This window comes from Synechococcus sp. Cruz-7E5 (assembly GCF_024345995.1).
Lineage (GTDB): Bacteria > Cyanobacteriota > Cyanobacteriia > PCC-6307 > Cyanobiaceae > Regnicoccus_A.
The window spans coordinates 1-19,693 of sequence record NZ_JAGQCE010000021.1 but is presented as its reverse complement, the minus strand read 5'-3'; the positions used below and the strand labels follow the sequence as shown (position 1 = coordinate 19,693).

Sequence of the window (19,693 nt, the reverse complement as noted above, 5' to 3'; positions counted from 1 at the left end):
ACGATTGGGGTCTACAGGACACAGCCCCAAGGATGATGCCGATGACCGTCTCTCCCGTCACCCCGGCAGATCAGGCCGTTGGCAGCGTGCCCTCGCCCAGTCCGGAGATACGCCCCTTTGAGTCGAACGCCGATCCGCTCAGTCCCAACCGCAACCTCACCCCCCTCACCACAAGCCTCGACGACCGCGACAGGCTCCAGGTGGGCGGTTGTGATCTCGGCGAACTGGCTCGGCGCTACGACACACCCCTATATGTGCTCGATGAGGCCACCCTGCGAGCCAGCTGTCGGGCCTACCGCGAGGCTCTCGCCGCCCACTACCCGGGGCCATCCCTGGCGCTCTACGCCTCCAAGGCCAACAGCAGCCTGGTGCTGAGTGCCCTGGTGGCCTCCGAAGGTCTCGGCCTCGATGCGGTCTCGGAGGGTGAGCTGCTGACTGCCCTGCAGGGGGGCATGCCGCCGGAGCGGATCGTGCTCCACGGCAACAACAAGTCGGATGAGGAGCTCTCCCTGGCGGTGGCCCAAGGCGTGACCGTGGTGGTTGACAACGACCATGACCTGGAGCGCCTCGCCGAGCTCGCCCCGGCCGCCGGCCGCGTGGTGCCCCTGATGTTGCGCTTCACTCCCGGCATCGAGTGCCACACCCACGAGTACATCCGCACCGGCCACCTCGACAGCAAGTTCGGCTTCGACCCCGACCAGCTGGAGCCGGTGCTGCGCCGTCTGGCCGGGTGCCCCTGGGCCCGCCTCACTGGCCTGCATGCCCACATCGGCTCCCAGATCTTCGAACTGCAACCCCACCGGGATCTGGCCGGGGTGATGGCCGATGCCCTGGCCCTGGCCCGCTCCCTAGGCCATCCCGTGGGTGATCTGAACGTGGGCGGCGGCCTTGGCATCCGCTACGTGGCCTCCGATGATCCCCCGACCATCGAGGAGTGGGTGAAGGGGGTGGCGGAGGCCGTGGTGCGCGCCTGCCGCGAGCGGGATCTCGAGCTGCCGCGCCTGCTCTGCGAACCCGGCCGCTCCCTGGTGGCCACAGCCGGCCTCACGCTGTACACGATCGGCAGCCGCAAGCAGATCCCCGGCCTGCGCACCTACCTCTCGGTGGATGGGGGGATGAGCGACAACCCCCGGCCGATCACGTATCAGTCGAGCTACACGGCGGTACTGGCGGAGCGGCCCACGGCCGTTGCCACGGAAACAGTCACCGTGGCAGGCAAGCACTGCGAATCCGGCGACGTCCTGCTCAAGGACCTGGCCCTGCCACCCAGCAGCAGCGGCGACCTGCTGGTGGTCTTCGCCACAGGCGCCTACAACGCCTCGATGGCGTCGAACTACAACCGCATCCCCAGACCCGCGGCGGTGCTGGTGCATGGGGGTGAGGCGGAGCTGGTGCAGCGGCGGGAGCGACCAGACGAACTGCTGCTCCACGACGTCCTGCCAGAACGTTTTCGGCCGATACCATGAGTCAAGTGCTGTAGGGATCTGTGATCTGGCTGAGGCTCCTCGATCTGCGCCTGCTGCTGGATCTGCTCTTCGCCTCGGCTCTCGGGATGCTGTTGCTGGCCCGGGTGCGTGAATCGCGCACTCTGTGGCTGTTGCGGGGCTGGCTGTTTCTGGTGGCCCTCGTCTGGGTCGTGCAGCGCTTCGCCAACCTGCCCCTCACCACCCGCCTGCTGGAGGCGGTTGTTCTGGGCTGCAGCCTGGCCCTGGCGATCCTGTGGCAGGGGGAGCTCAGGCGCCTGATGGAGCTGCTGGGCACTGGTCGCCTCGACGTGCTGCTGGGAAATCAGGTTGTCGACCAGGAGATGTCGGGCGCGGTGGCGATGCTCACTGAGGCGGCCGGCCTCCTCTCCCAGGGCCGCCGGGGCGCCTTGATCCTGGTGGATCTGGGCAGCGATCTGCGCCCTGAAGACTTTCTCAACCCCGGCATCGAGCTCGACGCCATGCTCTCGGTGGATCTGGTGCTGAACCTGTTCGCCGCCGATACCCCCCTGCACGATGGGGCCCTGCTCGTTCGCGGCAGCCGGATCCTCTCGGCTGGGGTGATCCTGCCCCTGTCCCGCCAGGGCATCACCCGCTACGGCACCCGCCACCTGGCGGCCCTGGGCATCACCGAACGCTTCGATCGCTGCCTCTGCATCGTGGTTTCCGAGGAGACCGGCACCCTTTCCCTGGCCCGCCAGGGCAAGCTGGAGCGGCCGATCACCAGCAGCCGTCTGCGTGAGCTGTTGACGGCCGCTCTGGCGCCCTCCTCCACCAAAAGCCCGGCCAAGAGTCCCGGAGGTTCGGTGGTGCCGCTTCCCACTGGACGTACCGTGGCCGAGGACACGCCCGAATCCCGCGCATGAGTCGCTCTCCGGCGACCACCGACCCGATCCAGGTTTCAGCCCAGCCCTCCGAGCTGCTGCCGGCCTGCCTGGATCCCGCCCGGTTGCCGGCCCATGTGGCCGTGATCATGGATGGCAACGGCCGCTGGGCCCGTCAGCGCTGTCTGCCGCGGATGATGGGGCACCGCGAGGGGGTGGAAGCCCTCAAGCGCACCCTGCGTCTCTGCAGCGACTGGGGCATTGGTGCCCTCACCGTCTACGCCTTCTCCACCGAGAACTGGAACCGGCCCGGCGAGGAAGTGACCTTCCTGATGCACCTGTTCGAGCGGGTGCTCGCCCGTGAACTCCAGGCCCTGGAGCGCGAGCGGGTGCGCATCCGCTTCCTGGGCGACCTGGAGCAGTTACCGGAGGGGCTGCAGGAACGGATTGCCGCCGCCGAGGCCCGCACCGCAGCCAACACCGGCATCCACTTCAACGTCTGCACGAACTACGGCGGACGGCGGGAGCTGGTGCATGCGGCCAGGCGCCTGGCTGAACGTGCAGCCCGCGGTGAACTCGACCCCGCACAGATCGATGAGGCCCACTTCGAGGCCGAACTGCTCACCGCAGGCGAGGTGGATCCCGATCTGCTGATCCGCAGCAGCGGCGAGTACCGCATCAGCAATTTCCTGCTCTGGCAACTGGCCTACGCCGAGATCCACATCACCGATGTGCTCTGGCCCGATTTCAATGAGCAGTCCCTGCTGCGGGCCGTGCTGGATTACCAGGGCCGTCAACGGCGCTTCGGTGGGGTCGAGCCCCTGCTTCCCCCCAGCGCCTGACCCCCACTCTTCTCCCACTCCCTGCCCCTTTGACCACGACGACACGCCCCACGGCCGCCGCCGCTTCGGCCCCAGACCTGCGCCACGACTGGAGCCGCGGCGAGATCCAGGAGCTGCTGGAGATGCCGCTGATCGACCTGCTCTGGCGAGCCCAGACCGTGCACCGGGCCGCCAATCCGGGCTACCGGGTACAGCTCGCTTCGCTGCTCAGTGTCAAGACCGGCGGTTGCGAGGAGGACTGCGCCTACTGCCCCCAGTCGATGCACAACAGCAGCGATGTGAGCGGGCGGCCGGAGCTGGAGGTGGAGCCTGTGCTGGCGCGGGCGCGGGCCGCCAAGGCGGTGGGTGCCCATCGCTTCTGCATGGGCTGGGCCTGGCGCGACATCCGCGATGGCGCCCCCTTCGAGGCGATGCTGGCGATGGTGCGCGGCGTGCGGGAGCTGGGGCTGGAGGCCTGTGTGACCGCCGGCATGCTCACCGACGCCCAGGCCGAGCGCCTGGCGGCGGCTGGCCTCACCGCCTACAACCACAACCTCGACACCAGTCCGGAGCACTACGAGCGGATCATCACCACCCGCACCTACCAGGAGCGGCTGGAAACCCTGGCCCGGGTACGGCGGTCGGGGATCACACTCTGCTGCGGCGGCATCATCGGCCTTGGGGAGACCACCAGCGATCGCGCCGGCCTGCTGCAGGTGCTCGCCAGCCTCGACCCCCATCCCGAGAGCGTGCCGATCAACGCCCTGGTGGCGGTGGAGGGCACACCGCTGGAGCAACAACCGCCGATTGATCCACTGGAGCTGGTGCGGATGGTGGCCACCGCACGCATCCTGATGCCCTTCAGCCGGGTGCGCCTGAGCGCCGGCCGTGAACAGCTCAGCCGGGAGGCCCAGATCCTCTGCCTGCAGGCGGGGGCTGATTCAATTTTCTACGGAGACACCCTGCTCACCACCGGCAACCCTGATGTGGACTCCGACCGGGCGCTGCTGGCGGCAGCGGGGGTGAACGCCCTGGAGGTGCCCCCTGGCTGAGGCTGCCTCTGGTCGGAGCGAAGCACCAGCGGTCCAGCAGGTGACGGCCTTCTACCGTTTCGCGTCTCTGAACGCCGACATCCTCCCCGCCCTGCGCGAACGGCTGCAGCAGCTAGGCCGCGCCGCCGGAGTTCATGGCACGGTGCTGCTGGCCGAGGAGGGGGTGAACGGCACGATCAGTGGTACGCCAGCGGCGGTCGCGAGCCTGCTGGCGGCGCTCCAGGCAGGCGCCGGCCTCGATGCATTGGAGCTGAAGACCAGCTGGAGCACCGTGGCCAGCTTTGAGCGGCTCAAGGTGCGCCTGAAGCGGGAGATCGTCACCCTGGGAATCGAGGGGCTCGATCCGACCCAGGGGGCGGGAACCAACGTGCCGCCCGAGGCCTGGAATGCCTTGATCGACGATCCCACCACCTTGGTGATCGACACGCGCAACGCCTACGAGGTGGCGATCGGCAGTTTCGATCGGGCAGTCGATCCCGGCACAGCAAGCTTCCGCGACTTTCCGGCCTGGGTGGAGAAGGAGCTGCGCCCCCTGGTGAAGGAGCGACGGCCCGAGCGCCTGGCCCTCTTCTGCACTGGCGGCATCCGCTGCGAGAAGGCCACCGCCTACCTGCGCCAGCAGGGCTTCAGCGGCGTGCACCAGCTACAGGGCGGCATCCTGCGCTACCTCGAAGCCATCCCTGAAGCACGCAGCCGCTGGCAGGGCGAGTGCTATGTGTTCGATCGGCGCGTGGCCCTCAACCACCGGCTCGAACCCGGCAGCCACAGCCAGTGCCACGCCTGCGGTCTGCCCCTTGGCCCGGAGGATCGCGCCCTGGAGAGCTACGTGGAGGGAGTGAGCTGCCGCCACTGCCTCAGCCGCTTCAGCGACTCCGACCGCCGGCGTTTTGCCGAGCGTCAGCGCCAGATGCTGATGCAGAGGGAGCGCCGCGCCCAGGCGGGTCAGCCTCGGCATCAGCCCCGCAAGCTGATCGCCATGGCCGAGCCCTCCCTGCAGCAGTGGCACCCTGAGAGCTACGAGGCCATGGGCCGCTTCGTCTCGGATCTGGGGGGCCCGGTGCTGGCGCTGCTGGATCCTCAGCCCGACGAGCGCGTGCTGGATCTCGGCTGCGGCGATGGGGCGCTCACCGAGCAGCTGGTGGCACTGGGGGCGCGTGTGATCGGTGTCGACGCCAGCGCCGCGATGGTGGCGGGCGCACGCGCCCGGGGGCTGGAGGCCCAGGTGTTGGATGGCCAGGAGTTGACGTTTGAGGCCGCCTTCGAGGCGGTCTTCTCCAATGCCGCCCTGCATTGGATGCTGCAGCCCGAACGCGTGATCGCCGGGGTGCACCGAGCCCTGCTGCCGGGGGGGCGATTCGTGGCCGAGATGGGAGGCCACGGCAACGTAGCCGCGATCCACGGCGCCCTTGAGCGGGCCTTGGATGCGAGGGGGCTGAGGTCACCCCACGACACCTTCTTCCCCACCCCCGAGCACTACGGCGCACTGCTGGAGGCGGGAGGCTTTGGAGTGGAATCGATCACCCTGATTCCCCGCCCGACGCCCCTGCCCGGCGATCCAGGCGACTGGATCACCACCTTTGCCCAGGGATTCCTGGCACCATTGCCCCCCGAGGAGCGTCCGGCCTTGGTGGCTGAGGTGGTGGAAGCCTTGCGGCCTCAGTTGCTCGGAGCCGATGGCTGCTGGCGCGCGGATTATGTGCGCCTGCGCTTTCGCGCCATCCGCCGGTAGGAGGCCAAACCATGAGCGAGCAGACTTTGCCCACCACAGCAGAGGGAATCGAGGCGCTGGTGACGGCCTTCGAAGCTTCCACCCTGCCCCGAGCCCGTTGGACCCACGAAGCCCATCTGGCCGTGGCCCTCTGGACCCTCGTGCAGCGGCCGTTCAACGCCGCTCTCGAACACCTGCGCTCCCGCATCCGCGCCTACAACGACGCCACAGGCTCCGGCAACACCGATCACTCCGGCTACCACGAAACCCTCACCGTCCACTTCCTGCGGGGGGTGAGTGGGCACATCGCTCGCCACCCCGGCTGGCCCCTGATGGATTCCCTGGCCGCCTTGCTGGCCTCGCCCCTGGGGGAGCGCGACTGGCCCCTGGCGGCCTACAGCCGCGCACGTCTGGAGTCGATTGAGGCGCGCCGCAACTGGCTGGAGCCCGACCGGGGCGCCATGGCCATCTGGGCCGCCGGGGGGCCACCTCGCTACCAGGCCAGCAACTACCCCGCCCCGTTCGCTGCCCTGATGAAGGGCCGGGAGAAGCGTGTGCTGGGGGAGGCCTTCGGTCTGCGCCACTTCGGCGTCAACCAAACCCGGTTGAGGCCCGGGGCCCGCACCGCCCTACGCCATGCCCACAGCCAACAGGACGAATTCGTCTACGTGCTCGAGGGTCACCCGACCTTGATCACCGATGACGGCGAACGAGAACTGGCACCGGGACTGGCGGCGGGCTTTGCTGCCGGGACTGGGAACGCTCACCACCTGATCAACGGCACGGCGGTGGATGTGGTGCTGCTGGAGATCGGCGATCGCACCCCCGGCGAGCAGGTCGACTATCCAAACGAGGACCTTCAGGCCCGGTGGCTCGACGGCGGCTGGCGCTTCAGCCACAAGGATGGGACCCCCTGGTGACGCGGTCTGTGCCCAGGACGGATCGACCGATCCTCTACAGCTTCCGCCGCTGCCCCTATGCGATCCGGGCCCGGCTGGCCCTGGCGGCAGCGGGTCTACAGCCCGGCCGCGATCTGGAGCTGCGGGAGGTGAACCTCAAGGCCAAGCCCCCCGAACTGCTGGAGGCCTCCGCGAAGGGCACGGTGCCGGTGCTCGTGCTGCCGGCGGGCCGCGTGATCGATCAGAGCCTGGCGGTGATGCGCTGGGCCCTGGAGCACCACGACCCCGGCGATCTGCGACGGCGGGCCGACACAGCTGGCCAGGCGGCCCGGCGGGCGTTGATCGAGGCGTTGATCGCCAGCAACGACGGCCCCTTCAAGCACCACCTCGACCGCTTCAAGTACGCCGGCCGCCACCCCGGCGTCGACCCCGAGGAGCATCGTTCGGCGGCCCTGATGATCCTGCGCGACTGGAACGCCCGGTTGCCCGAGCTGGGGGATCGGCCTTCCCTGGCGGATCTGGCCCTGCTGCCCTTCGTGCGCCAGTTCCGCCTGGCGGATCCGGAGGGGTTCGACAGCGCCGAGGGCCTCACGACGGTGCAGGCGTGGCTTGGGCGGTTCCTCGCCAGCCACGAGCTGGCGGCGGTAATGGCCCCGCCCTGGGCACAGCGAGCCGCCTGGCGCTCGCCGCGCTGGCTGTATCACCTGGCCCTGGCCCCGGAATGGCGCGCCGGCAGGAGCGAGGGGGTCTACCGCCGCTCCAGCCGCGGCCTGAGCCTGGAGGAGGTGGGCTTCATCCACGCCAGCCACAGCCATCAGCTCGAGGCCACCCACCGGCGCTTCTACGCCGATGCGGCCGATGTGCTGCTGCTCACGATCGATGCCGGGCGCCTGGCTGCGTCCGGCATCGCCGTGGTGGAGGAGCCGGCCCCCGGGAGTGGCGAGCTCTTCCCCCACATCCGGGGCCCTCTGCCGCTGGCGGCGGTGCTGGCCTGGGAGCCGTTCCCCGCATGAGCCACCTGGCGGAGCTGGAGACGTGGGGTGCGCTGCAGGGATTGCAGCTGCGTCTGCAGGTGAGCGGACCCGCGGCGCTGCGGGGGTTGCGGGTGGGGGTGGCCCGCCGCGGGCCCGAGGGCGGCCCCCAGCTGCTGGGGGACCTCAAGGGCTGGGCTATTCCCACCCCCGGCGGCCTTCATCTCGACACCCTGCGGATCCAGGTGCCGCGCGGCGAGCCGGCCGCCGCCCAAGTGGGTCCGTTGATCTGGGCCGCCACATTCGCCTGGGCGCTGGAGCACACCCCCTGCCGCCACGCCGCGCTGCTGGCCATCCGCGACGACGAGCACCAGCACCGCCGCCTGGTGCGCTACTTCCGCCGGCTGGGCTTTGAGCCGAAGCGGGAGCTGGGCGCGGGCGCCCTCGATCTGCCGCAGCGGCTGCTCTGGGGCGGCGCGGGCCTGCTGATGCTGGGCGAGTGCGCCGAGGGTCTGCGGCGCTGTGAGCGCAGGCTTGGCCTGAGGAGTGTATGAACCGTTGCAGCCTTCATTCGATCACGTCCAGTTGCATCAGAAGAGGGGCCTGGTTCAGCCTGCGATCGAAACAGGCCAGGATGACTCGATCGGTGGCGTGCTCCTGAAGGGTGTGGACAGCGGCCAGCTGAACGCTGTCGTAGCCCCGAAGAGCAAAGGCATCGGCGAAGGTTCCGGCCTTCTCAACCAGCGCCTGGTTGATCTCCACGATGGCGAAGTGGTTCCAGATCTGGATTAATGCGTGGCGGGCCTGCTGCAACTCCCGCTGGTTGGCACCCTTGACACGACTGCGTTGCGCCAGGGCCGCCATTGCTTCTGCCCAGGCAATTCGGCAGACCGCGAGGCCTTCGGCGCGATCGGCTGCCTGAGCCACCCGATCACTGCCTTCCTCTTTCACAACGAGCTTCACCAGAGCCGAGGTGTCACAAAAGATGAGCACGTGTCAGCCTCGGCCTTCCAGGACCAGAGCACTCAATGAGGGCCCTTCGCCTGTGAGTTTTACAGGAGTGGGTAAGTGAGGTTTTTGGCCGTCCCAACTGACGAGGCCTGCTTCGATGGCTGACTGCAGTGGGGAGTGACTGCTGCTGGCTCGGGAGAGGCCGGTGAGGCGGGCAATGGGGCGTCGATGGGACGTGATCTCCAGTACTTCGCCGGCCTCGACACGGGCAAGCCACTGGGAGAGGTGGGTTTTGAGCTCCCGCACGGGTACCTGGGTTGCGACCACATCGGTCATCGCATCTGCAGCTGATGTGGTCACATACTGGCGAGCAACAGCGAAGGTGGCCTGATCACGGCAGCTCCCCAGGCAGGAAGCGCTGGATGAACACCGCCAGGGCCATGGGCCCGCAACGGCGCTGCCAGCTGGTGCCCCCCAGAAGCCGGCACCAGCACGTCACCTGCAGGCGGGCCTCGGCGCTGTCCAGCAGCTGCACCTGGTAGCGGTACTCGGCATCGGCGGACTGCTCCGAGCTGGTGAGCGCATCCGCCCTGGGCTGTGGCGCAGGGCGGTGGCGAAGCGCCAGGCGGCGCCGGTGTCCAAGGGGGTGTGGCAGCTGATCCAAGCCAGTGCCACCGGTGTCTCATCTCCCTCGGCATGGTGGTGGGGCACCTGGAGCCCCAGCGGCTGATCGGGCTGGATATGGCCCTGCGGGGTTGGCTGGAACTCCCCTGAGTGAGGCCCTCACACCCACGCTGCGCGGAGCAGCTCAGTTGTCGATGAACACCGAATGTGCCGTGCGCACGACCCGTGGATCGGGCTCACCGACGATGTCGTGGTCCTTGTGTTCGTAGTCCAGGGCGTGGAGAACGCTGCGGATGGCGCCGAGACGGGCCCGCCTCTTCTCGTTCGAGTTGATGATCGTCCATGGCGCCACGAGGGTGTCGGTGGCGAGCAGCATCTCGTTGCGCGCCTGGGTGTACGCGTCGTACTTCGTCACGCTGGCCTCATCGATGGGCGATATCTTCCACTGCTTGAGGGGATCCTCGCGGCGGGCGTCGAAACGCAGCTTCTGCCGTCCCCGCGACACGGTGAACCACATCTTGAAGACCATGATTCCACTGCTGACGAGTGACTGTTCGAAGGCGGGAACCTGGCGGAGGAACAGGGCATGCTCCTGCGGTGTGCAGAAGCCCATCACTTTCTCGACGCCGGCGCGGTTGTACCACGACCTGTCGAACATCGTGATTTCTCCGGCCGATGGCAGGTGCGGGACGTAGCGCTGGAAGTACCACTGGGTCACTTCGGCATCGTTGGGTTTCGCCAGCGCGACATGTTCACTACCGCGAGGGTTCAGGTGCTGGCGGAAGCGCTTGATCGATCCACCCTTGCCCGCCGCATCGCGACCTTCGAACAGAATGACCACGCGCTGTCCGACAGCCTTGATGTGACGCTGCGCCTTGAGCAGTTCGATCTGGAGCGAGACGAGGTCTCGTTTGTAGTCCTTCTTGTCGATCGCCTCGTCGTAGGGAAGATCGTTCTGCATCTCCTCGATCGTCTCGACAGGCGATGGTCGTTGCTTCTTGCTCATGAGCGTTGCGATCGTCCGGCTGCCCCCACACCGGCGAGATGGGCAAGCCAGCCGCTTGAACCGGGCGGAGCGGTCCACGCCCTCCATCAACGGTAGCTCCGAAGGCAAACACCACATCGATATCGAGCTGGATCTGGCCCTGAGGGGTTGGTTGGGACTCCCCTGGGGGAGGCCCTCATACCCACGCCGCACAGAGCAGCTCCGCCTGGGCCAGCACGGTTTTGACAGCCTCTTCCTGCAGATCGGGCGGGTAGCCGTATTTGTTGAGGATGCGTTTCACCAGCACGCGGATCTTGGCGCGGGCGCCTTCGCGCAAGGTCCAGTCGATCGTCACGCTCTTCTTCACCTGGGTGATCAGTTCAGCGGCGATCACTTTGAGCTTGGCGTCGCCCATGGCCGCCGCGGCGCTGTCGTTGGCGGCAAGGGCGTCGTAGAAGGCCACTTCGTCGTCGGTGAGGCCTAAGGACTCGCCGCGCTTGGTGGCGGCATCGAGTTCCTTGGCAAGGGCGATCAGGTCATCGATCACCTCGGCCGTGGTGATGGCGCGGTTGTGGTAGGCGTTGAGGGCTTTCTTGAGCTTCTCGGAGAACACCTGGCTCTGCACCAGGTTGCGCTTGGAGCGCACTTTTAGCTCGTCTTTTAGTAACTTCTCGAGCAGCTCGGCGGCCACGTTCTTGTGCTTGAGGCCCCGCACCTCGGCGAGGAACTGATCGCTGAGGATCGAGATGTCGGGCCTGGGCAGGCCGGCGGCGGTGAACACATCGATCACCTGGCCTTCGGTGGTGATCGCCTTGCTCACAAGCTGGCGGATGGCGGCATCGATCTGTTCGGGCGTTTTGCTGGTGCTGCTGGATTGCTTGGCGAGGGCGGCCTGCAGGGCCTGGAAGAAACTCACGTCGTCGCGAATGGCGGTGGCCTCGTCGCTGGCGGAGCAGAGAGCGAAGGCGCGGGAGAGTTCGGCCACCACCTGCAGCCAACGTTGCTTGCCGTTCTCCTGCTGGAGGATGAACTCCTGGCCGGCGGGTAGGAGCTGCAGGCGCTCGGTGGGGGTGCCGCTGGTCCAGGCCGACCAGTCGAAACCGTGCAGCAGATCAGAGGCGATGCCGTGCTTTTCGAGCATCACGGCGATGGCCTGGGCAACGAGCGGAGCGGGGTCGCCCCGGCCGCCGCTTTCGGTGTAGGTGGCCAGGGCGCGTTTGAGCTGGTCGGCGAGGCCGAGGTAATCCACCACGAGGCCGCCGGGCTTGTCGCGGAATACCCGGTTGACGCGGGCGATGGCCTGCATCAGACCGTGGCCCTGCATCGGCTTGTCGACGTACATGGTGTGCAGGCAGGGCGCATCGAAGCCGGTGAGCCACATGTCGCGCACGATCACGATCTTGAAGGGGTCGGCGGCGTCCTTGAAGCGGTTGGCCAGCTGGCGGCGCGCTTCCTTGCTACGGATGTGGGGCTGCCAGTCGGGCCCGTCTTCGGCGCTGCCGGTCATCACCACCTTGAGGGTGTCGGTGGCCCATTCGGGCCGCAGCTGGATGAGGGCGTTGTAGAGATCCACGCAGATGCGGCGGCTCATGCACACCACCATCGCCTTGCCGTCCATCGCCTCCAGGCGCTTCTCCAGGTGCGCCACCAAGTCGGCGGCCACGAGCGCGAGGCGTTTGGGGTCGCCCACCAGCGCTTCGAGGGCAGCCCATTTGGTTTTCAGCTTTTCCTTCTGCGTGAACTCCTCGCCTTCGGTGATCTCCTCGAACTCCGCATCGAGCCTGGGCAGCTCGGCGGCATTGAGGGAGAGCTTGGAGATGCGGCTCTCGTAGTAGATCGGCACGGTGGCCTTGTCGGCCACGGCGCGTTGGATGTCGTAGATGGAGATGTAATCGCCGAACACGGCGCGGGTGTTGGCGTCGGTCTGCTCGATTGGCGTACCGGTGAAGCCGATGAAGGAGGCGTTGGGCAGGGCATCGCGCAGGTTGCTGCCGAAGCCGTAAGACATTTCACCGGTCTTCTCGTTCACCTTGCCGCCGAAGCCGTACTGGCTGCGGTGCGCTTCATCGGCGATCACCACGATGTTCTGCCGGGCGCTCAGCTCGGGCATGGGTTCGCCCTTGTCCGGCATGAACTTCTGGATGGTGGTGAACACCACGCCACCACTGGCCCGATTGAGCAGCTCCCGCAGCTGCTCGCGACTGGCGGCCTGCACTGGCGTCTGGCCGAGAAGGTCGGCGCAGCGCTGGAACTGGCCGAAGAGCTGGTCGTCGAGATCGTTGCGATCGGTGAGCACCACCAGGGTGGGGTTCTGCATCGCCGGATGGCGCACGATGCGGGCGGCATAGAAGAGCATCGAGAAGCTCTTGCCGCTGCCCTGGGTGTGCCACACCACCCCGGCGCGGCGGTCGCCCGGCCGTCCGCCCAGGCTGCTGGCTGCCGGGCCCAAGCCGCTGGCGCGCACGGTTTCCTTCACAGCCGCATTCACGGCATGGAACTGGTGGTAGCCGGCGATGATCTTGCTCAGGGCGCCGGAATCCGGGTTTTCCTCGAAGACGATGAAGTGCTGCAGCAGATCGAGGAAGCGCGACGGCTCGAACACGCCACGGATGAGCGTTTCCAGCTCCAGAGCCGAGGCTGGTGCGAGGGCTTCGCCCTCGATGCTGCGCCATACCTTGAACCATTCCTGGTTGGCGGTGATCGAGCCGATGCGGGCCTGCAGGCCATCGCTCACCACCAGGGCGGCGTTGAACTGAAGGAGCGAGGGGATCTCGGCTTTATAGGTCTGCAGCTGGGCGTAGGCGCTCCAGATGGTGGCCCCTTCAGCGGCGGCGTTCTTGAGCTCGATCAGGCCCAGGGGCAGGCCATTGAGGAACACCACCAGATCGGGCCGGCGGTGGTGCTGGCCGTCGCTGACGGCGAACTGGTTCACCACCAGCCAGTCGTTGGCGGCAACGGTTGTGAAGTCGACCAGGCGCACATGGTCGCCGGCGATGCTGCCATCGGCCCGGGGGTATTCCACCGGCACCCCCTCCCGCAGCAGGCGGTGGAAGGCGCGATTGGTTTGTACGAGCGAGGGCGTAGCGAGGCGCAAGAGCTTGCGCAGGGCCTCTTCCAGGGCGCCGTCAGGGATGGCGGGATTGATGCGGGCGATGGCCTCGCGCAGGCGGCCCACCAGCACCACCTCGCTGAACGACTCCCGCTCCGCTGCCGGTTCGCCGGGGGTCAGCTGAGGGCCAGGGAGCATTGTGTAGCCCAGCTCCTGGAACCAGCCGAGGGCCGCCTGCTCGACGTCGGCTTCGCTGAGGGTCATGGGGGCGGGAGGCTGGCGCCGGGACACAAGTGTGACGTAGATCTGCACCTGGAGAAGTGTGGCCTGGCAGGAATAAGCTCAAGCGATCTTCTCAATCACTGCTCTGTTGAACCAGGCGGGGATCCGGTCTGTCTTCAACTCCAGCCGCCAGTCATCGGTGATTTCTGCGATCCAGGCGAGCTGTAGGTCGGCGCTGTCGGTTGAGTTGTCGAAGATGAAGGCCCGGTTTGTGTGCTTGATGGCCTCCAACAAGTGCGCCAGCAAGCGGTGGTAGCGGCTGATGATCTCGTCTTCCGGCACGGGATGCCCGCCCAGACCGACGCGGTTGCGCACCCGCGAAACATTGATCTCGGGGTCATCCGTGGCCACGAAGTAGAGATGGAGATTGGATAGCCGATTTGTTTCGCTTTCTCCAGAAGGGCCACCTTGCCGGGATGGGACATGACGGTTTCGCAGGTGAAGCTGGCCCGGCGCTGCAGCAGAAGCTGGCGTAGTACATCAGCCGCCACCGAAGCGAAGTAGGCGTTGACCACCACGCCAGCAAAGACCAGCCGCCCGCCCTCCAACCGCAACATCTGAGCAGGCTCCAGCAACCCTGCCGATCGCAGCAACTCTGAGCCCGTGAAGGCCGGCAAAATCTCCGCTGCGGCGGCGCTGATGCCAAAAGCTCCCAGATCCAGGAAGCCGTTCTCGCGGATGCTCGCCTCGATTTCATCCGGGTTCAAGAACACCCCCAGCCCAGCAAGGACAGCGGCAGCACACCCTTGAGCACGCTTTTCCCTGAGCCATTGGGCCCTGCGAACACCCGCAGCCTGGGTGTAAGCGCAGTCACCTAATGGTGAAGGTGGTACCAGGGATGACCGGAGTGGGAGGCTCGACCGGCTTGAGTTTTTGCTTGCGGCCGTCGGGGAAGACCCGGACGATGAAGCCGTCTTCGCTTTGCAGCACGCTTTGCCCCGAGGCCAGCACCTGTGCGCGCGCAGCAGAGAAGGCTTCACCGGAGGCCAGCGGCAACCGGCTTTCGAGGTCTTGATGCTGGCGTTCCTGTTCCGTCATGGCCCAGCCGTGATGAGTCAAGGTTAGCGGTGCCGCCAGATTCGCTGGCACGTGAGGGTGGGACCTCACGGCTCAGCGTCTGCGGAGGCTGCCGCCGCCGCCCGCTCCAAGTGCTCCATGAGGGTGATCCCGGCGGCATCTTTCCAGTCGAGCCGGCCGTTGGCACTGCGGGCGAGCAGCAGTCTCGCCGCCTGGGACGGCGACTTGAACTCATAGACCTGGAGCAGTTCCACCTGGTTGTCCAGCTTGGCGAGCACGCCCTGCCGATGGAACTGGTGATAGCCGGCGATGATCTTGTGCAGGGCGCCCGAATCCGGGTCTTCCTCGAAGACGATGAAGTGCTGTAGCAGATCAAGAAACCGCTGCGGCTCGAACACGCCACGGATGAGCGTTTCCAGCTCCAAAGCGGTGGCGGGGGCGTGCACCTCGCCATCAATGCTGCGCCACACCTTGAACCACTCCTGGTTAGCGGTGATCGAGCCGATGCGAGCCTGCAACCCATCGCTCACCACCAGGGCGGCGTTGGTCTGAAGGAGCGAGGGAATCTCGGCCTTGTAGGTCTGCAGCTGGGCGTAGGCATTCCAGATGGTGGCGCTACCATTGAGGAACACCATCAGGTTGGCCCGGCGGTTGTGCTGGCCGTCGCTCACCGAGAACTGGTTCACAACCAGCCAGTCGATGGCAGGAGCGGTAGCGAAATCCACCAGCCGCACATCGTCGCCGGCGATGCTGCCATCGGGTCGGTGGATAGCCACTGGCACGCCATCACGGACGAGGCGGTAGAAGGTGCAGTTGGTTGCACGAGCGAGGCTGTGGCAAGGCGCAGCAGCTTGCGGAGAGCCTCTTCGCGGGCATCGACAATGTCCATTGCGAACACTTAGGAGGTCTAAAGGACTGCCGCAGACTTGTTGCTCAGAGGCTCATTCGGCGAAACCAGCGGAACTCGCCCCCGTGACAGCCAAAGAACCTGGCAGGAGGCCACACTTAAAGCTTGCTATGTGCTACATTCAAATTGGATTCTGGCTTGGCTTGGGTCATGGCATCAGCTAAAAAAAAATCAATACCTTGCCGCAGCTTTTCTTTTTATTAGCTTGACTACCGTGAGCGGCAACCCTGGGCTTGCCTACCAAGCCAAGTCAAATCTTTCATTACCCATCACTAGTTTCTCAAATCCCAAAGAATCCCTATCTCACCAAGCAAATAGCAACAATACCAGCAATCAGGATTTGAGCTTTACGATTGCCCAACAAATTCAAAGGAATGCAAGCGGACAACGAATAAAGCCTAATGGATGCACTTACGACTTACGAGGGCGCGGACCCATCGCTGGCGACAAAGGATCCGTAGAGCTCATTAATAAAGCAGGATATACCGTAGAATATGGGTTCGCATACTTTCCAGCATCACCCAAACAGATAGCATTACCAGGGGGGGCAACAATTCCGGTGCCGGAATCAAGTAGTGGGCAGCTCGTTGGCGCCAATGCAATGTGGAGCAGAAAGACTTTCAGCATCCCGGAAGAAACAGCAAAACACGTTAATCTCACGGTGCGCCCTGTTGGCCGGAAAGAACCAGTCATCAAATTAAGCTTTAATCCTTGTGATCGTGTCTGCCTATATACTCATGGAACAATCTTCAATCCGAGTTTCACGCGTACAGATGCAATTTACGCCAATAAGATGGATGCACTAGGAAGGAATAGCAGAGGCTATCACTGCGAATGAGACAACATCCTTATGCAGTGCATGCATGCCAGGGAGTCTCTTGGAATGTTGGCTTTCATTCAGTCAATTGACTAGCGGCCACTATGTTGAGAATCGGCCTCATGCAGACCTGGTAGTCGCTTCGTGATCCAGAGATTGAAGATGCGCCTATCAGGATGCCATGGATGATCCGTTACAAGAGGACCACACATCGACTCATGGCGTTTTCAACCGGTCAGTTGGCGTCTTCCCTGACCGTCAACCGCTGTTGGTAAGCATTGCTGAGTTCAGAATTTTCATGATGCCCGGCCAACGCAGAATGCTTCCAGAGGCATCTGAGGTCAGGCCACTGGAACCCGGCATCAGGAGTTCCTGGGGTTCCTGCACCCTGATCGAGAGCTCCATGCCCGAGATGCTGGACTGAACCTGATCGTGAACAACACCTGCACTCACAAGCACACCAAGGTTGGTCGTGGCTGGCACAGCGTCCCTGCTTCCATGTGCACTCCATCCACACCTATGACTCCTGGCTGAACCAGGTTGAGCGCTGGTTTGGGATCATCACTCAGCGGGCCATCCGACGGGGCAGCTTCTCCAGCGTTGTGGGCTTGATAGCGCGTATCGAGCAGTTCGTGGCGGTCCAGTTCAACAGGGCCTTAGTCTTGTTGAACTGGACCGCCACAGGGAAGTCAATCCTGGAGAAGCTGCAGCAACTGTCTCGCGTCAAGCCCCTTGGCCGTTTGGCGTCAATCAAGTTGGCCGGTGAGGCCCCCTGAGCTGCTCCGCGGTTGCCTGTGACGACAACCTCTTTCCGTCGACACGAAATCTTGCCCATCTCCGGGCAGATCCCCTGCCTTGATTACTGTCTGCTGATCGGCACCAGGCGTCAATCAAGTTGGCCCCTCGCTTTGCATCAACAACTTGTTACCCATTTCAATTGACGCCTGGTAACACTGGCTTCTGCACGCTTTCACCTTCCTGCAGGCTTGGAGGCCCGGCCACCGCCAGAGCGGCCATCTCGTTCTCGATCCATTGCAGCCGGTAACCGCGCAGGCGCCGCTGCAGGGTGCGCAGGTGGCGTGGGCTGTAGCGCTCCGGGTTGTGATCGATCAGCCGCTCCAGCAGCGTCTTGGCCCTGAGCTGGGGCTCGGCCTGCAGCCATTGTTCGATCCGCTCCACATCCGGTTCAAACGGATCGGGCCTGCTGCGTTTGCCGATGCGTGGCTTGGGTTTGCGACGCCTGGGCTGGTTGTTCTGCCAGAGGTCCTGCAGGCCGCCCAGGAACACCTCCAGCGATCGGTTCTCCGCAGCCAGATCCCTCTCCGTTCGGCTGGCTTGCAAGGCAGAGCCCTCCTCAGCGCTGGCCAGCACCGCCAACTGGCCCTGGCAGCGGCGAATCGTGGCGAGCAAGGCCACCGGGTCACTGCGGCGCCGTAGCTCCCGCCAGGGTTCGGCCGTCTCCTCGCTCAGCACGCCACTGGCCAGCAACCGCTGCAGGGGCGTTCGCGGTGGGTGGTGCTGCCGCTTGATCCGGCCGCCGTCGCGCTCACTGCTTTTGAGCTTGAACGATGGCTGGAACAGGTTGGTGAACAGCCGCAGCGCGCCGTACAGCTCGCCCAGCACCTGGGCCGCCTCCAAACCCTCCAGCCGCTGGTAGCCCACCACCCGGCGCACCAGCATCCCGTTCTTCTGCTCCACCCAGGCCTGGTCATTGCTCTGGTACGCCCGCGATCGGGTGAGCACGATCTGGTGGCCCGGCCGGTCACACCAGGCCTCCATCAGGCTGTTCATGAACACCGGGTCGTTGTCGGCATCGATCCCCCGTAGTGGAAACGGCAGTTGCCGGCGGATCAGCTGCAGGGCCGTGAGCACCACCGCGCCATCGCGCACCAGGATCGGCAGGCTTTCGCTCCAGCCCGTGGCGATATCCGTGGCCATCAGAGTCCAAAGAAAGGGGCCCTGCATGCGGCCGCCGCAGTGGGCCACCAGATCGATTTCCAGCCAGCCAGGCTCCCTGTGATTGCTCCAGCCCTTGAACGTGCGCACCGGCACCCGCCGCCGCACGGAGCTGTAGGCCCGCGGCGGCCGCCGCCAGTTGTTGGCAGCGCTGGCCTTGCGGATCGGTCCCAGCAGCCGATCGATCGTGGCGCTGCTCATTACCAGCACCTGCTCACGCACCGCAGGCTCCAGGCTCAGATGGCCGTGTTGCTCCAGCGATTCCACCAGCAGCGGTAGCAGGGCCACCAGGCGCTTGCCACACAGCCGATCACTGGCCTCCCATAGCGGCACCAATGCCGCTGTTGCTTCCGGGCCATAGCGGCGCCGGGGATGGGGCTTGAGGGCCGCCTGATCGAGCGGCCCTTCTGATTCGGCGGGGGCAACAGCCTGGCGATTGAGCAGCCGCAACAGCGATTTGCGGTGATACCCCGTGATCGCCTCCAGCTCGTCCAGCAATCTCCGCTTACCGGCAGCACTCAGGCCCCCGTAGCGCTGGCGGGCCGCCTCCATCGCGGCCCGTCTGCGCTGCGGATCAGGGCCGGCCGCTCGAACCTCACGCCTCCCGGCCACAGCACCGCTCGGCATGACCTCCTCCTTGCGCCAAACATTGATGCAACAACCTTACGCAAGTAACCCAAGTAACGATGCAATGCGCCGGTCAACCTGATTGTCGCCGGACAAGCAACTTTACTCACAAATCTCCGGGACGCGAAACTAGCAATCGCTATCCGCCTTCAAGGATTTTGCAGGATTGAAGATTGTGCCTGTTAATACAAAGCAATTTCTGCTGTTTGAGGGTATAACTTGACGGAATATATTTGGGTCACCAATCTTGCCAAGAGCATCAACTGCGAATACTATGCCTACCGCGTTTGGCTGGATGAAAACTTCTTTATCCATGCCTAAAGCCAATGTTCCCCCCTCAAACACAGGCGCCGCCTTCCCAAGTAAAATATAAATTAAGGACCATTTAGCAACATAACCGCCTTGATTAGAAAGAGATATAAATATATCCTTAGGCGTGGGCTTTGGGGCTTCTGGAAAGGGAAGACCAACTTTTTCCAACCAGGGTCCTGTTGTGGGCTCCTTGAAAATTAGATTATTGTACTGCTGTGGGGTAAAAGAATTAACAGCAACCTGGCCTTTCCAAATGTAGGTTTTACTTACAGTGGCACCGCTAAGGAAGCTCTGGTCTACAGGGGTTTTAAAGGCATCTGAGGCCAGAAATCCCCGCCTGAGTGTTCTGTTGGGCTCAGGGAGAGCTCTGCGTTCATTCAGAGGCTTTTCGCCCGCTTTCTGGTTGC

20 protein-coding genes are annotated in these 19,693 nt (G+C 64.9%); 9 read left to right on the top strand and 11 right to left on the bottom strand.

The window, feature by feature from the left end; translation table 11 throughout:
• The first annotated feature begins 41 nt into the window (after positions 1-41).
• The 8 genes from lysA (at position 42) to KBY77_RS15570 (ending at position 8,313) form a co-directional block, all read left to right on the top strand.
• On the top strand, positions 42-1,466 hold the full coding sequence (gene lysA, locus KBY77_RS15610) for a diaminopimelate decarboxylase (protein ID WP_255106472.1): 1,425 nt from the start codon (positions 42-44) through the stop codon (positions 1,464-1,466).
• Between the two features lie 86 nt (positions 1,467-1,552).
• Positions 1,553-2,350: a diadenylate cyclase CdaA gene (gene cdaA, locus KBY77_RS15605; RefSeq protein ID WP_399213071.1), complete on the top strand. Its 798-nt coding sequence runs from the start codon at positions 1,553-1,555 to the stop codon at positions 2,348-2,350.
• Positions 2,347-3,150: an isoprenyl transferase gene (locus KBY77_RS15600; RefSeq protein WP_255106466.1), complete on the top strand. Its 804-nt coding sequence runs from the start codon at positions 2,347-2,349 to the stop codon at positions 3,148-3,150. Before cdaA ends, KBY77_RS15600 begins: the two co-directional genes overlap by 4 nt.
• Positions 3,151-3,272: 122 nt before the next feature.
• Positions 3,273-4,181: a biotin synthase BioB gene (gene bioB, locus KBY77_RS15595; RefSeq protein WP_399213069.1), complete on the top strand. Its 909-nt coding sequence runs from the start codon at positions 3,273-3,275 to the stop codon at positions 4,179-4,181.
• 40 nt (positions 4,182-4,221) lie between these two features.
• Positions 4,222-5,910 (top strand): rhodanese-related sulfurtransferase, encoded by a 1,689-nt coding sequence (locus KBY77_RS16695; RefSeq protein ID WP_315856500.1) that lies wholly within the window; start codon positions 4,222-4,224, stop codon positions 5,908-5,910.
• Between the two features lie 11 nt (positions 5,911-5,921).
• Positions 5,922-6,809 (top strand): cupin domain-containing protein, encoded by an 888-nt coding sequence (locus KBY77_RS16690; protein ID WP_315856499.1) that lies wholly within the window; start codon positions 5,922-5,924, stop codon positions 6,807-6,809.
• A gap of 8 nt (positions 6,810-6,817) precedes the next feature.
• Positions 6,818-7,801, top strand: coding sequence for a DUF952 domain-containing protein (locus KBY77_RS15575; protein ID WP_255106462.1), 984 nt, complete (start codon positions 6,818-6,820; stop codon positions 7,799-7,801).
• Positions 7,798-8,313: a hypothetical protein gene (locus tag KBY77_RS15570; RefSeq protein WP_255106460.1), complete on the top strand. Its 516-nt coding sequence runs from the start codon at positions 7,798-7,800 to the stop codon at positions 8,311-8,313. Before KBY77_RS15575 ends, KBY77_RS15570 begins: the two co-directional genes overlap by 4 nt.
• Positions 8,314-8,326: 13 nt before the next feature.
• Here KBY77_RS15570 and KBY77_RS15565 read toward each other — a convergent pair whose 3' ends face one another.
• From KBY77_RS15565 to KBY77_RS16685, 8 genes are all read right to left on the bottom strand, one after another.
• Positions 8,327-8,752, bottom strand: coding sequence for a type II toxin-antitoxin system VapC family toxin (locus tag KBY77_RS15565; RefSeq protein WP_255106458.1), 426 nt, complete (start codon positions 8,750-8,752; stop codon positions 8,327-8,329).
• Positions 8,753-8,755: 3 nt separating this feature from the next.
• Positions 8,756-9,046: a type II toxin-antitoxin system Phd/YefM family antitoxin gene (locus KBY77_RS15560; RefSeq protein WP_255106456.1), complete on the bottom strand. Its 291-nt coding sequence runs from the start codon at positions 9,044-9,046 to the stop codon at positions 8,756-8,758.
• A 55-nt stretch (positions 9,047-9,101) separates the two neighbouring features.
• Positions 9,102-9,374 (bottom strand): hypothetical protein, encoded by a 273-nt coding sequence (locus tag KBY77_RS15555; RefSeq protein WP_255106454.1) that lies wholly within the window; start codon positions 9,372-9,374, stop codon positions 9,102-9,104.
• Positions 9,375-9,518: 144 nt separating this feature from the next.
• A complete protein-coding gene (ppk2, locus tag KBY77_RS15550) occupies positions 9,519-10,418 on the bottom strand; it encodes a polyphosphate kinase 2 (protein WP_255106452.1) in 900 nt (299 codons plus the stop codon).
• Between the two features lie 97 nt (positions 10,419-10,515).
• Complete coding sequence (locus tag KBY77_RS15545; RefSeq protein ID WP_255106450.1) at positions 10,516-13,632, bottom strand: type I restriction endonuclease subunit R; 3,117 nt, start codon at positions 13,630-13,632, stop codon at positions 10,516-10,518.
• 78 nt (positions 13,633-13,710) lie between these two features.
• A complete protein-coding gene (locus KBY77_RS15540) occupies positions 13,711-14,001 on the bottom strand; it encodes a hypothetical protein (protein ID WP_255106448.1) in 291 nt (96 codons plus the stop codon).
• A 459-nt stretch (positions 14,002-14,460) separates the two neighbouring features.
• Positions 14,461-14,688, bottom strand: coding sequence for a hypothetical protein (locus KBY77_RS15535; protein WP_255106445.1), 228 nt, complete (start codon positions 14,686-14,688; stop codon positions 14,461-14,463).
• Between the two features lie 65 nt (positions 14,689-14,753).
• Entirely contained in the window at positions 14,754-15,449 is a 696-nt protein-coding gene (locus KBY77_RS16685; protein ID WP_255106443.1) for a DUF4357 domain-containing protein, read from the bottom strand.
• 339 nt (positions 15,450-15,788) lie between these two features.
• Between KBY77_RS16685 and KBY77_RS15525 the strand changes: the two genes are divergently transcribed.
• Positions 15,789-16,412, top strand: a complete 624-nt coding sequence (locus KBY77_RS15525; RefSeq protein ID WP_255106440.1) for a hypothetical protein — start codon at positions 15,789-15,791, stop codon at positions 16,410-16,412.
• Positions 16,413-16,649: 237 nt separating this feature from the next.
• Here the strand turns inward: KBY77_RS15525 and KBY77_RS15520 are convergent, their stop codons facing one another.
• The 3 genes from KBY77_RS15520 to KBY77_RS15510 form a co-directional block, all read right to left on the bottom strand.
• On the bottom strand, positions 16,650-16,796 hold the full coding sequence (locus tag KBY77_RS15520) for a hypothetical protein (RefSeq protein WP_255106438.1): 147 nt from the start codon (positions 16,794-16,796) through the stop codon (positions 16,650-16,652).
• A gap of 528 nt (positions 16,797-17,324) precedes the next feature.
• Positions 17,325-18,974 carry a transposase gene (locus tag KBY77_RS15515; RefSeq protein WP_255106436.1) on the bottom strand — a complete coding sequence of 550 codons (1,650 nt, stop codon included), beginning with the start codon at positions 18,972-18,974 and terminating at the stop codon, positions 17,325-17,327.
• 129 nt (positions 18,975-19,103) lie between these two features.
• A partial coding sequence (locus KBY77_RS15510; protein ID WP_255106434.1) for a hypothetical protein occupies positions 19,104-19,693 on the bottom strand: 590 nt, incomplete at its 5' end.